Source organism: Streptomyces sp. NPDC036764, assembly GCF_055609385.1.
On sequence record NZ_JBVJPT010000002.1, the window covers coordinates 707,407 to 720,405 of the forward strand.

Genomic DNA, 12,999 nt, shown 5'->3' on the forward strand with positions numbered 1-12,999 from the left:
CTTGAAGGGTCGGGAACCCGCGCCCGGCCAATCACCCGCCTCCGACGCGGACTCCGATCGACCGCTCGCCGCTCACCGGGAAGGGAGGGAGCGAAGGTCGAAACATTCGGCTCAGGAGGCGAACATTACGAAGTGGACTGGTGGAGGATGCCCCGGGCAGGTCGGCCGGCGTGAGCGCGGTTGCGGACGTGGGCGGCGCCACTGAAGCCCGCCATCACGCTGCCGTTGCTGTTGACGTTCGAGGCGGGTGCGTACCAGCGGTACGGGGACATGACTTGGACACCTCCGGGCGAGGGCCGGGCCGGGTGGCTCGCCCGGAGGTGGATCGGGGAGGGAACGGGGATACGGGGCCGGTTACAGGCCCACGTCTCGGCTGCGGATGTCGTCCAGGGACTCGCGGCGGACCAGGAGCCGGGCGTGGCCGTCGTCCACGGCGACCACGGGCGGGCGGCCGACCATGTTGTAGCCGGAGGCCATGGACACGTGGTAGGCGCCGGCCGCCGGGATGGCGAGGAGGTCTCCGGGACGGATGTCGTCGGGGAGTTCGACGTCGGTGGCGAGGATGTCGCCCGCCTCGCAGTGCCGGCCCACCACGGTCACCGGGGCCGGCGCGGCGGTGCTGTGCCGGCCCACCAGGCGCGGCGCGTAGCGCACCCCGTACAGCGCGGGCCGCGGGTTGTCGCTCATGCCGCCGTCCACGGCGACGTAGGTGTGCGCGCCGGTCCGCTTGACGGAGAGGACGTGGTAGAGCGCGACTCCGGCGGGGCCCGCGATGGCCCGACCCGGCTCGATGATGAGGCGGGGCACGGTGAGCCCGGCCGCCGCGCAGGCCTCGACCAGCTCGGCACGTACCTTGCGGGCGAGCGTCGTGAGGTCGAGGGCGGGTTCGCCGGGCCGGTAGGCGATGCCGTGCCCGCCGCCCAGGTCGAGTTCGCGCAGCACCAGGCCGTGCTGCTCGTTCAGCCGGGCCATGAGGCCGACCATGCGGCGTACGGCGCAGAGGTAGGGCTTGACGCTGGTGATCTGCGAGCCCAGGTGGCAGTGCAGGCCGGTCAGTTCGAGCTGCGGCTGGTCCAGTATCCGGGCGATGGCGTGCTGGGCGTAGCCGTCGGAGATGGACAGGCCGAACTTCTGGTCCTCGGTGCCCGTGCGGATCTTCTCGTGGCCTCCGGCGCTGATGCCGGGCACGACGCGGACCATCACCTTCTGATGTCCGTCGGGGCCGACCGCGGCGGCGAGCCGGGCGATCTCCGAGGGGCTGTCGATGACGATACGGCCGACCCCGAGGCGCAGCGCGCTGTCGAGGTCGCGCGGGGACTTGGCGTTGCCGTGCAGCACGATCCGGTCCGGCGGGAAGCCGGTGGTGACCGCGAGCTCCAGCTCGCCGGCCGAGCAGACGTCCAGGCCGAGGCCCTCCTCGTCCACCCAGTGGATCATCGCCCGGCACAGGAACGCCTTGGCCGCGTACAGGACTTCGGCCTCGGGGAAGGCGTGCCGGTAGGTGCGGCAGCGCTCGCGGACCTCGTCCTCGTCGATGACGTAGACGGGCGTGCCGAAACGGTCGGCGACCTCGGCGAGCGGGACACCGCCGACGGTGATCTCGCCCTCGCGCGGCTCGACGGCCGAGGCCGGCCACACCGAGAGGGCGTCGGCCGGACCCGCGGTGGTGACGGCGGGTTCGTGAATGGTGGTCATCGTGCCTCCCCCTCAGCCGATCCACATGGTCAACGCGGAGATGAGCGCGGCGGCGCCGGTCACGCGCAGCGCTCCGACCGCCTGGGGATCCCAGGCGCTTTCACGGAACCGGGGACCTGAGTGCCGGGCGTGCTCCCGGGCGTGCTCCTGGGCCGACGACGCGGCCGCGGTCGGGGCCGGGGCGCAGAACTGGGGATCGACGGTGACGGTGGTGACGCCGAGCGGAGCCGTCAGGGAGCGCAGGGCGGGCTCGGCGAGCCGGATCCACGGCTGGTCGGGACCGAGGGTCGCGGCCAGTTTCCGCTGCGAGGTGAACCCAACGGCCGTGCGGTCACCGATGGGTGTACGGAAGAGGCGGGCCGCGAAGGCGGCCTGTCCCGGCCGGACCGGAACGTACAGAGGGCCGGCCGGGAACCGATCAGAAGGCTCCGGGTCTTCGTCGTACAGGATGTCTGCCATGAGGTGCCTCCGGGTGGAACCGACGTGGGTCGGTCGGGTTGCCTGACGCCCCGGACGCGGGGAGGCGGACCGGGGCTTGCCAGTGACGCTATGCCCGGCAAACCCGGGTTTCGGACCGCTCATGACGCGATGCTGACGTGATTCGGTCGGACGCTGACGGGATGCTGACACCGGGCCCGGCGGTCGGGCACGAGCGCCGTCAGAGGTGCGCCAAGAGGCGCCGTTCGGGCTGGCTGTGGGGCTGTGACAGGAGTGTCATGGGAGGACAGGTCAGGTTTTCCCGCACGAGACGGAAAATCCTGGTCGTCGGCGCGGCCGCCGCAGCCCCTGGCACCGTGCCTGCCGCCGCTCGGTCACCCGCTCCTGCCTCGCCCACGCCTCCTGCCCGGTCCTCGCCGTACCGCCCTCCCCGCTGGAGTCGGAGCTGGCGTCCGTACATCGCCGCAACGCCTGGCGACTGCGCCTGGACGCCGGGGATCTGGCGGAGGAGCGGCCGGTGCCCGGGGAGCAGCGCCCACGCGCGGGGTGACTTGGCCCCGGCCCACACCTCCCCCGTGGCTGGCGGGTACAGCCTCTGACCCGGCCCGTCGGCATCCCTCGCGCGGACCGAATCGCCGGGAATCGACTGCCGACGACGACTTCGGCCGTACCGCCAAGAACACCGCCGACGACGACTTCGGCCGCACCGCCAAGAAACCACCGCCGCCGACGACTTCGGCCGCACCGCCACGAAACCACCGCCGCCGACGACTTCGGCCGCACCGCTAGAAAACGACCCCCGCCGGCACCTCCGGCTCCCCCGGCCTGCGCCCCGGTGCCATCCGCAGGCTCAGCACCATGGTCAGGCCGCCCCCTGGCGTGTCCTCGGCCGTGATCGTGCCACCCATGGCCTCGGCGAAGCCGCGTGCGACGGCTAGGCCGAGCCCGACCCCGGCACCGCGCGGGGCGTCGCCGTAGCGCTGGAAGGGGGCGAAGATGCGTTCCTTGGCCTCGTCGGGGACGCCCCGCCCGCGGTCGACCACGCGAACCTCGACGCGGTCGCTGATGGCGCTCGCGGAGACCAGTACGGGCCCGTCCCCGGGGCTGTACTTGACGGCGTTCTCGACGACGTTGGCGACGACCCGCTCCAGCAGGCCCTTGTCCACGCTGACCATGGGCAGTGTCTCCGGGATGTCCAGCTCCACGCTGCCCTCCGGCACCCCGCCGAGCGCCATCGGCACCACCTCGTCCAAGTCGACCTCCCGGATCAGCGGCGCGACCGTGCCGGTCTGAAGGCGCGACATGTCGAGCAGGTTGCCGACGAGGAGGCCGAGCCGGTCGGCGCCCTCCTCGATCGCCTGGAGGAGTTCGGCCTCGTCCTCCTCGGACCAGGCCACGTCGTCGGACCGCAGCGAGGAGACGGATGCCTTGATACCGGCGAGCGGGGTACGAAGGTCGTGGCTGACGGCGGCCAGCAGTGCCGTACGGATGCGGTTGGCCTCGGCGAGTTCCTTGGCCTGGTCCGCATCGCGCCGCAGCCGCTGGCGGTCCAGGACGACCGCGGACTGCGCGGCGAACGCGGCCAGGACCCGGCGGTCCTCGGCGGGCAGCACCCGGCCGGTCAGCGCGAGCGCCATGTGGTCGCCTACCGGTACGTCGACGTCGGCGTCGTCGGGGTCCTGGCAGGGCCGGGAGCCCACGCTGCCCGCGCAGGTCCACGGGTCGACGTCGCTCGCCCGCTCCAGCAGCGCCACGGACTCCATGGCGAAGGTCTCGCGGACGCGTTCCAGCAGAGCCTCCAGGCTGGTCTCCCCGCGCAGCACGTTCCCGGCGAGGAAGGACAGGATCTCCGACTCGGCCCGCAGGCGGTTGGCCTGGTGGGTGCGGCGGGCCGCGAGGTCGACCACGGAGGCCACGGACACCGCCACGCCGACGAAGATCGCGATGGCGACGATGTTCTTCGGGTCGGCGATGGTCAGCGTGTGCACGGGCGGGGTGAAGAACCAGTTCAGCAGGAGCGAGCCCACCACCGCGGAGGCCAGCGCCGGCAGCAGTCCGCCGAGGAGTGCCGAGGCGACCGTCAGCGACAGGTACAGCAACATGTCGTTGGCGAGGCCGACTTCGGGGGCCACGTGCGTCAGCAGCACGGTGAGGACGGCCGGGCCGAGCACACAGACCAGCCAGCCCCAGATGATCCGCGACCGGCCGAGGCGCGCGCTGCGGGGCACCGGAAGTCCGCGCCCCTTGCCCGCCTCGTCGTGCGTGATCAGGTGGACGTCGAGGTCGGGACCCGAGTCCCGGGCCACCGTGGCGCCGACGCCGGGCCCGAAGACGTACTGCCAGCTCTTGCGGCGTGAGACGCCGAGCACGATCTGGGTGGCGTTCACTCCACGTGCGAAGTCCAGCAGCGCCGCCGGGATGTCGTCGCCCACGACGTGGTGGAAGGTGCCGCCGAGGTCCTCCACCAGCCCGCGCTGCACGGCCAGTTCCTTCGGCGAGGCGGACGTCAACCCGTCGCTGCGGGCGATGTAGACGGCGAGCACCTCACCGCCGGCGCCCTTCTCCGCCAGCCGCGCGGCCCGGCGGATCAGCGTCCGTCCCTCCGGCCCGCCGGTCAGCCCGACGACGATCCGCTCGCGCGAACCCCAGATGGCGGAGACCTCGTGCTCGCTGCGGTAGGCGTTGAGGTACTCGTCGACCCGGTCGGCCACCCACAGCAGCGCCAGCTCCCGCAGGGCGGTCAGGTTGCCGGGCCGGAAGTAGTTGGACAGGGCCGCGTCGACCTTGTCCGACTTGTAGATGTTGCCGTGCGCCATCCGCCGCCGCAGCGCCTGCGGCGACATGTCGACAAGTTCCACCTGGTCGGCGCGGCGTACGACCTCGTCGGGGACGGTCTCCTGCTGCCGTACCCCGGTGATGGACTCCACGACATCGCCCAGCGACTCCAGGTGCTGGATGTTGACGGTCGATATGACGTCGATGCCCGCCGCCAGGAGTTCCTCGACGTCCTGCCAGCGCTTGGCGTTGCGGGAGCCGGGGATGTTGGTGTGGGCCAGCTCGTCCACCAGCGCCACCTTGGGACGACGGGCCAGGACGGCGTCGATGTCCATCTCCGTGAAGGTGGTGCCCCGGTACTCCAGGTCCTTGCGCTGGATCTGGGTCAGGCCGTGCAGCATCACCTCGGTGCGCGGCCGGTCGTGGTGCTCCACGAACGCGACCACGCAGTCGGTGCCGCGTTCCACCCGCCGGTGCGCCTCGGAGAGCATCGCGTACGTCTTGCCGACGCCGGGTGCCGCACCGAGGTAGATCCGAAGTTTGCCGCGTGCCATGTTCACCCTTCGAAGCGGTAACCCATACCGGGTTCGGTGATGAGATAACGGGGGTGCGAGGGGTCGGCTTCCAGTTTCCGGCGCAACTGGGCCATGTAGACCCGCAGGTAGTTGGTCTTGCTGCTCTGGGACACCCCCCAGACCTCCTGGAGCAGGTACTTCTGTGTGACGAGCCGGCCCGGGTTGGTGACCAGGAGTTCCAGCAGATGCCACTCCGTGGGAGTGAGGCGCACGTCGTGGCTGCCTCGGGCGGCCTTCTTGGCGCGCAGGTCGATGACGAACTCGTCCGTCTCCACGACCGTCGTCTCCGGGGCGAGCGGGGAGTCCTCGGTACGGCGGACCGCGGCCCGCAGCCTGGCCATCAGCTCGTCCATGCTGAAGGGCTTGGTGACGTAGTCGTCCGCGCCCGCGTCCAGCGCGGCGACCTTCTCCCCGGACGCCTGCCGGGCCGACAGCACCAGGATCGGCACCCGGGTCCAGCCGCGCAGCGCCTTGATGACGTCGACACCGTCCATGTCGGGCAGTCCGAGGTCCAGCAGGACCACGTCCGGCCGGCGGGCGGCGGCCAGTCTGAGGGCGGTCGCCCCGTCGGACGCCGGGTCCACTCCGAAGCGGCGTGCCTGCATGTTGATCACCAGCGCCCGCACCAACTGCGGGTCGTCCTCCACCACCAACACCCTGGTCATGGGTGTACGCCTTCCTGTCCTGCGCGTAGGCAACGGGCCTTACGGCGACGGGAGTCGGCGCAACCGGATGCCCCCGGCCGCCGACTCCCGCACGATCGCGCAACGCCATCAGCTCTTGGCCACGAGGTCCTTGAGCGCGATGTTGAGTTCGAGGACGTTCACTCGGGGCTCCCCCATGAAGCCGAGCGTGCGGCCCTCGGTGTGCTCGTCGACCAGCTTCTGCACCCGGGCGACGGACAGGCCGTTCTTCTCGGCGACGCGGTGCACCTGGATGTCCGCGTACTGCGGGGAGATGGCCGGGTCCAGGCCGGAGCCGGAGGACGTCACCGCGTCGGCGGGCACCTCGGCCGGCTTGACCTTGTAGTCCGGCGTCGAGTTGTCCTTGACGACGGCGGCTTTGGCGTCCTTCACCCACTGGATGAGCTCTTCGTTGTCGCCGGACCGGTTGGTCGCGCCGGACAGGATGAGCTTGTACCGGGTGTTGACGCTGTTGGTACCGAGGCCGTTCTGCGGGCGGCCCTGGAACCACTTCAGGTCGGGCGCCGGAGTCTCCTCGCCCTTCTTCAGCGGCAGGTTGTAGGCCTGCCCGATCAGGGAGGACCCGACGACCTTGCCGTCCGCCTTGATCTCGGAGCCGTTCGCCCTGTTGTTGAACAGCCCCTGCGCGATGCCGGTGACGACCAGCGGGTAGATGACACCGGTCACCAGGGTCAGCACGAGGAGGGCACGCAGGCCCGCCCCGAGCAACCGGGCCGTGTTCGATACGGAGTTGTTCATGGCGGTCAGCCGATCCCGGGGATGAGGGAGATGAGCAGGTCGATGATCTTGATGCCGACGAAGGGCGCGACCAGGCCGCCCAGACCGTAGACGGTCAGGTTGCGGCGCAGCATCCTGTCGGCGCTGACCGGCCGGTACCGCACGCCCTTCAGGGACAGCGGCACCAGCGCGATGATGATCAGGGCGTTGAAGATGACCGCGGACAGGATCGCGGAGTCGGGCGAGGACAGGCCCATGACGTTGAGCTTGTCCAGGCCCGGGTAGACGGCCGCGAACAGCGCCGGGATGATCGCGAAGTACTTCGCGACGTCGTTGGCGATGGAGAACGTGGTCAGTGCGCCGCGGGTGATCAGCAACTGCTTGCCGATCTCGACGATCTCGATCAGCTTGGTCGGGTTGGAGTCGAGGTCGACCATGTTGCCGGCCTCCTTGGCGGCCGACGTACCGGTGTTCATGGCCACGCCGACGTCGGCCTGCGCGAGCGCGGGCGCGTCGTTGGTGCCGTCACCCGTCATCGCGACCAGTTGGCCGCCGGCCTGCTCCCGTTTGATGAGCGCCATCTTGTCCTCGGGAGTCGCCTCCGCGAGGAAGTCGTCGACGCCCGCCTCCTGGGCGATGGCCTTGGCGGTCAGCGGGTTGTCACCCGTGATCATGACGGTCTTGATGCCCATGCGGCGCAGTTCCTCGAACCGCTCCCGCATGCCGTCCTTGACGACGTCCTTGAGGTGGATGACGCCCAGCACCCGTGCCCCGTCGGCGTCCTCGACCGCGACCAGCAGTGGAGTACCGCCCGCCTCGGAGATCCGGTTGGCGATCGTGTCGGCGTCCTCGGCGATGGTGCCGCCCTGCTCCCGCACCCAGGCGATGACCGAACCGGCGGCGCCCTTACGGATCTTGCGGCCGTCGACGTCCACACCCGACATCCGGGTCTGGGCGGTGAAGGCGATCCACTCGGCGCCGACCAGCTCGCCCTGGTGGCGCTCGCGCAGCCCGTACTTCTCCTTCGCCAGTACGACGATGGAGCGGCCCTCGGGCGTCTCGTCGGCCAGCGACGAAAGCTGGGCGGCGTCCGCGACCTCGGCCTCGGTGGCGCCCGCGACCGGGGCGAACTCGGCGGCCTGGCGGTTGCCGAGCGTGATGGTGCCGGTCTTGTCGAGCAGCAGCGTGGAGACGTCACCGGCGGCCTCGACCGCACGGCCGGACATCGCCAGGACGTTGCGCTGGACCAGACGGTCCATGCCCGCGATGCCGATCGCGGAGAGCAGGGCGCCGATCGTGGTCGGGATCAGACAGACCAGCAGGGCGACCAGCACGACCATCGTCAGGTGCGTGCCCGCGTAGTCCGCCAGCGGCGGCAGCGTGGCGCAGGCCAGCAGGAAGACGATCGTCAGCGAGGCCAGCAGGATGTTCAGCGCGATCTCGTTCGGCGTCTTCTGCCGGGCCGCGCCCTCGACCAGGTTGATCATCCGGTCGATGAAGGTCTCGCCGGGCTTCGTCGTGATCTTGATGACGATGCGGTCGGAGAGGACCTTCGTGCCGCCGGTGACCGCGGAACGGTCGCCGCCGGACTCACGGATGACCGGGGCCGACTCACCGGTGATGGCCGACTCGTCGACGGAGGCCACGCCCTCGATGACGTCGCCGTCACCGGGGATGATGTCGCCGGCCTCGCAGACCACCAGGTCGCCGATCCTCAGCTCGGTGCCCGGCACACGCTCCTCGGCCGAACCGTCGAGCCTGCGGGCGACGGTGTCGGTCTTGGCCTTGCGCAGAGTGTCGGCCTGCGCCTTGCCGCGGCCCTCGGCCACGGCCTCCGCCAGGTTGGCGAAGAGCACCGTGAGCCACAGCCAGGCGCTGATCGTCCAGCCGAACCAGTCGCCCGGGTCCTTGAAGGAGAAGGCGGTGGTCAGGATGGAGCCGATCCACACCACGAACATCACGGGGGACTTGACCATCACCCGCGGGTCGAGCTTGCGGAACGCCTCCGGCAGCGACTTGAGAAGCTGCTTGGGATCGAAGAGCCCCGCGCCGACACGGCCTTCGGGGGACTTGTGCCCGGTGGGTACGTCGCTGTGCGGCGCCCGGGTCGGGGTGGCTGTGGACATGGAGTCCTCTTGCTTCTCTGTGCGGGTGTTCATCACGCGAGCCCCTCGGCCAGCGGCCCGAGCGCCAGGGCCGGGAAGTACGTCAGACCGGTGATGATGATGATCGTGCCGACGAGCAGACCCGTGTACAGGGGCTTGTCGGTCCGCAGGGTGCCGGCGGTCTCCGGGACCGGCTTCTGCTCGGCGAGCGAGCCGGCCAGGGCCAGCACGAAGATCATCGGCACGAAGCGGCCGAGCAGCATGCACAGGCCGAGCGTGGTGTTGAACCACTGCGTGTCCGCGTTCAGACCGGCGAAGGCCGAGCCGTTGTTGTTGGAGGCGGACGTGTAGGCGTACAGGATCTCGGAGAATCCGTGCGCCCCGCTGTTGGTCATCGAGTTGCCCGGGGTGGGCAGGGCCATCGCGAAGGCGGTGAAGACGAGCACCAGTGCCGGGGTGACCAGGATGTAGCAGGCCGCCAGCTTGATCTCGCGGGAGCCGATCTTCTTGCCCAGGTACTCGGGTGTGCGGCCGACCATCAGACCGGCGATGAACACCGCGATGATCGCCATGATCAGCATGCCGTAGAGACCGGAACCGGTACCACCGGGCGCGATCTCGCCCAGCATCATGCCGAGCATGGTGATGCCGCCGCCGAGGCCGGTGAAGGACGAGTGGAAGGAGTCCACCGCACCGGTCGAGGTGAGCGTGGTCGCCGTCGCGAAGATCGACGAGGCGCCGACGCCGAAGCGGACCTCCTTGCCCTCGTACGCCCCGCCCGCGATGTCGAACGCCGGGCCGTGGTGGGCGAACTCGGTCCACATCATCAGGGCGGTGAAGCCGAGCCAGATGGTGGCCATCGTCGCGAGGATCGCGTAGCCCTGCTTGACCGAGCCGACCATGAGGCCGAAGGTGCGGGTCAGCGCGAACGGGATGACGAGGATCAGGAAGATCTCGAAGAGGTTCGAGAACGGGGTGGGGTTCTCGAAGGGGTGGGCGCTGTTGGCGTTGAAGTAACCGCCACCGTTGGTGCCCAGCTCCTTGATGGCCTCCTGCGAGGCGACCGCGCCGCCGTTCCACTGCTGCTGCCCGCCCATGAACTGGCCGACCTCGTGGATGCCGGAGAAGTTCTGGATGGCGCCGCACGCGACCAGGACGACCGCGGCGACGGCCGCGATCGGGACCAGGATGCGGATGGTGCCGCGCACCAGGTCGGCCCAGAAGTTGCCCAGCTCACCGGTGCGCGAGCGCGAGAATCCGCGTACCAGCGCCACGGCGACGGCGATGCCGACGGCCGCGGAGACGAAGTTCTGCACGGCCAGACCGGCGGTCTGCACGACGTGGCCCATGGCCTGCTCGCCGTAGTACGACTGCCAGTTGGTGTTGGTCACGAACGACACGGCGGTGTTGAACGCCTGGTCCGGGTCGATCGCGGAGAAGCCGAGCGAACCGGGCAGCACGCCCTGGATCCGCTGGAGCAGATAGAGGAACAGGACGCCGACGGCGGAGAAGGCGAGGACGCCGCGCAGGTACGCGGTCCAGCGCATCTCGGTGTCGGGGTTGGCACCGATGCCCTTGTAGATCCACTTCTCGACACGCCAGTGCTTGTCGGAGGAGTAGACCTTGGCCATGTAGTTGCCAAGGGGGATGTAGGCGAGCGCCAGTGCTGCGATCAGGGCGAGCAACTGGAGTACGCCGGCAAGAACGGGACCCATCTCTTGTCTCAGAACCTCTCCGGGAAGATCAGGGCGAGGACGAGATAGCCCAGCAGGGCGACGGCCACGACGAGGCCGACGATGTTCTCGGCGGTCACAGCTTCGTCACCCCCTTGGCTACGAGAGCCACCAGTGCGAAGCACGCGATCGTGGTGACGACGAAGGCCAGATCGGCCATCGTGAACTCCTGGAGTGAGGTTCGATCGGACAGGGACGATTCGAGGAAACAGCCTTCGTGGCCGGATTCGAGCGCCGTTGACGGCTCCCATACGGCCCGCTGCACGCCTTTGACGGTTCTCTTACGGCGACACGATCACCGCAGGTCGCAGGGGCGCCGAGGTCAGAACAAGCGGAACCGCAACCGGCAGATCACCGCGTCGGTCTCCTTGCGCACGGCGTGCGCGACGACCGCGCCCCGCTGGTTCTGAAGGAGCCGCTGCCACAGCCGCTCCGGCTCCGTCTCCGGGATCAGGACGGTCACCCGGGTGGCCGGCTCCGATGCCATGACGTCACGGACGTACGCGGCGATGGGGCGGCCCAGGGAGCGCCGCTCGCTGTTGAGCCGGACCAGGGGGACACCGGGGTCCCACTCGGTCCACGAGAGCTCCAGGGCGTACAGCGCGGCCCTGTCCTCGGGGTCGGGGTGGCAGACGGTGACCGCGCGGACCTCGTCGCCCAGCGAGGCGGCCGCGGTGAGGGCCTCACAGGTGAGCCGGGAGAGCGAGGAGACGGGCACGATCACGACCGAGCGGTCGCGGTGCGGGTGCTCGGGGATGCGGCCGAGGCCGAGGCGCTCGCCGATGCGGCTGTAGGCGCGGTGGACGGTCTCGAAGGCCATGACCAGCACGGGCAGGGCGATCACGATCAGCCAGGCGCCCTCCTCGAACTTGCTCGCGGTGACGACGACGGCAGAGACCCCGGTCAGCAGTCCGCCGAAGCCGTTCAGCAGCGCCTTGCCGCGCCGGCCCGGCCCGCGCTCGATGAGCCAGTGCCGGACCATGCCGATCTGCGCGATGGTGAAGCCGACGAAGACGCCGATGGCGAAGAGCGGCACGAGGGTGTTGGTGTCGCCGCCGGAGAACACGATCAGCGCGGTGGAGACGGCCGCCAGCGCCAGCACGCCGTGCCGGTGCACCTGCCGGTCGGCCTTCAGTGCGAACACGTGCGGCAGGTAGTTGTCGCGGGCGAGCAGCTTCAGCAGCACCGGCAGGCCGCCGAAGGAGGTGTTCGCGGACAGCGCCAGCAGGATCATCGTGGCGAACTGGATGACGTAGAACGCCCAGTTGTGGCCGAGCGAGGCGTCCGCGAGCTGGGCGAGGACGGTGACGCCCTCGACCGGCTGGAGATGGAAGCGGGAGATCAGCACCGACAGGCCGATCAGCATCACGCCGAGCACGGCGCCGAGGGCGATCTCCGCGCGCTGGGCGCGCCCCACGCGCGGGACGCGGAAGGAGGGGACGGCGTTGGCGATGGCCTCGACGCCGGTCAGGGCCGAGCACCCGGAGGCGAAGGCTTTCAGCAGGAGCAGGGCGCCCACGGTGGTGGCGTTGTCGGAGAGCACCGAGGCATGCCCGGCGGCCGTCGCCGTACTGACCGGCTCGGAGCGGAACAACCCGACGACGATGAGCACGAGGATCGAGCCGACGAACACGACCGTCGGCACGATGAACGCCTTCGCCGACTCCACGATCCCGCGCAGATTCACTGCCGTGATCAGCGCGAGCACGGCCAGGCACAGCCACAGCCGGTCGTCGTAGAGGGCGGGGAAGGCGGAGGTCAGGGCGGCCACGCCGGCCGTGACGGCGACCGCGACGTTCAGGACATAGTCCAGGACCAGCGAGGCCGCCGCGACCAGGCTCGTCCGCCTGCCCAGGTGCGTCCTGGCCACGGCATAGGATCCGCCGCCGTCCGGGAAGGCCGCGATGACCTGCCGGTACGAGGCGACCAGCACCGCCAGCAGCGCGGCGATGGCGAGGGTGACCGGGAGCGTGAAGCCGAGGCCGTGGGCGCCGGCCGCGGTCAGCACCAGCACGATCGCCTCGGGCCCGTAGGCCACGGACGCCATGGCGTCGAGGGACAGGGCGGCCAGGCCCGTGACGGCGGTGAGCCGGTGCCGCTCGCCGGTATCCGGCGGTTCCTCGTCGGCGGGGGTCGCGCCCGGCGCGGTGGTCAGGACGGACATGGGATACGTGCTCCTTCGTACGGACGAGCCGTCACGCGCGAGGGGCGCTCGTGACCGACCAAGGTTCTGTCCGCATCACGTCGTTCCCGACCG

Annotated in this window: 11 protein-coding genes; all 11 read right to left on the reverse strand. The window is 70.2% G+C overall.

Going from position 1 to position 12,999, the window contains the following annotated elements:
• Positions 1-125: 125 nt before the first annotated feature.
• Positions 126-272 (reverse strand): hypothetical protein, encoded by a 147-nt coding sequence (locus ACZ69Q_RS14730; RefSeq protein WP_471041481.1) that lies wholly within the window; start codon positions 270-272, stop codon positions 126-128.
• Between the two features lie 82 nt (positions 273-354).
• Positions 355-1,695 (reverse strand): diaminopimelate decarboxylase, encoded by a 1,341-nt coding sequence (gene lysA, locus ACZ69Q_RS14735; RefSeq protein ID WP_471041483.1) that lies wholly within the window; start codon positions 1,693-1,695, stop codon positions 355-357.
• 12 nt (positions 1,696-1,707) lie between these two features.
• Positions 1,708-2,154, reverse strand: a complete 447-nt coding sequence (locus ACZ69Q_RS14740) for an SAV_915 family protein (RefSeq protein WP_471041485.1) — start codon at positions 2,152-2,154, stop codon at positions 1,708-1,710.
• Positions 2,155-2,918: 764 nt separating this feature from the next.
• Positions 2,919-5,462 (reverse strand): sensor histidine kinase, encoded by a 2,544-nt coding sequence (locus ACZ69Q_RS14745; protein ID WP_471041487.1) that lies wholly within the window; start codon positions 5,460-5,462, stop codon positions 2,919-2,921.
• A gap of 2 nt (positions 5,463-5,464) precedes the next feature.
• Positions 5,465-6,148 carry a response regulator gene (locus tag ACZ69Q_RS14750; RefSeq protein WP_471041489.1) on the reverse strand — a complete coding sequence of 228 codons (684 nt, stop codon included), beginning with the start codon at positions 6,146-6,148 and terminating at the stop codon, positions 5,465-5,467.
• Positions 6,149-6,256: 108 nt separating this feature from the next.
• Positions 6,257-6,925 carry a potassium-transporting ATPase subunit C gene (locus tag ACZ69Q_RS14755; RefSeq protein ID WP_471041491.1) on the reverse strand — a complete coding sequence of 223 codons (669 nt, stop codon included), beginning with the start codon at positions 6,923-6,925 and terminating at the stop codon, positions 6,257-6,259.
• A gap of 5 nt (positions 6,926-6,930) precedes the next feature.
• A complete protein-coding gene (gene kdpB / locus ACZ69Q_RS14760; protein WP_471041493.1) occupies positions 6,931-9,030 on the reverse strand; it encodes a potassium-transporting ATPase subunit KdpB in 2,100 nt (699 codons plus the stop codon).
• Positions 9,031-9,062: 32 nt separating this feature from the next.
• Positions 9,063-10,724 carry a potassium-transporting ATPase subunit KdpA gene (kdpA, locus tag ACZ69Q_RS14765; protein WP_471041495.1) on the reverse strand — a complete coding sequence of 554 codons (1,662 nt, stop codon included), beginning with the start codon at positions 10,722-10,724 and terminating at the stop codon, positions 9,063-9,065.
• A gap of 8 nt (positions 10,725-10,732) precedes the next feature.
• Positions 10,733-10,822 (reverse strand): K(+)-transporting ATPase subunit F, encoded by a 90-nt coding sequence (gene kdpF / locus ACZ69Q_RS14770; protein ID WP_016434100.1) that lies wholly within the window; start codon positions 10,820-10,822, stop codon positions 10,733-10,735.
• Complete coding sequence (locus ACZ69Q_RS14775) at positions 10,819-11,007, reverse strand: hypothetical protein (RefSeq protein WP_471041497.1); 189 nt, start codon at positions 11,005-11,007, stop codon at positions 10,819-10,821. Before ACZ69Q_RS14775 ends, kdpF begins: the two co-directional genes overlap by 4 nt.
• A gap of 57 nt (positions 11,008-11,064) precedes the next feature.
• Positions 11,065-12,906, reverse strand: coding sequence for an APC family permease (locus ACZ69Q_RS14780; RefSeq protein WP_471041498.1), 1,842 nt, complete (start codon positions 12,904-12,906; stop codon positions 11,065-11,067).
• Between the last annotated feature and the right edge of the window lie 93 nt (positions 12,907-12,999).

Coding starts and splice junctions, on each gene's coding strand:
- ACZ69Q_RS14730 (WP_471041481.1), bottom strand. CDS start 272: ATGTCCCCGTACCGCTGGTACGCACCCGCCTCGAACGTCAACAGCAAC.
- lysA (WP_471041483.1), bottom strand. CDS start 1,695: ATGACCACCATTCACGAACCCGCCGTCACCACCGCGGGTCCGGCCGAC.
- ACZ69Q_RS14740 (WP_471041485.1), bottom strand. CDS start 2,154: ATGGCAGACATCCTGTACGACGAAGACCCGGAGCCTTCTGATCGGTTC.
- ACZ69Q_RS14745 (WP_471041487.1), bottom strand. CDS start 5,462: ATGGCACGCGGCAAACTTCGGATCTACCTCGGTGCGGCACCCGGCGTC.
- ACZ69Q_RS14750 (WP_471041489.1), bottom strand. CDS start 6,148: ATGACCAGGGTGTTGGTGGTGGAGGACGACCCGCAGTTGGTGCGGGCG.
- ACZ69Q_RS14755 (WP_471041491.1), bottom strand. CDS start 6,925: ATGAACAACTCCGTATCGAACACGGCCCGGTTGCTCGGGGCGGGCCTG.
- kdpB (WP_471041493.1), bottom strand. CDS start 9,030: ATGTCCACAGCCACCCCGACCCGGGCGCCGCACAGCGACGTACCCACC.
- kdpA (WP_471041495.1), bottom strand. CDS start 10,724: ATGGGTCCCGTTCTTGCCGGCGTACTCCAGTTGCTCGCCCTGATCGCA.
- ACZ69Q_RS14780 (WP_471041498.1), bottom strand. CDS start 12,906: ATGTCCGTCCTGACCACCGCGCCGGGCGCGACCCCCGCCGACGAGGAA.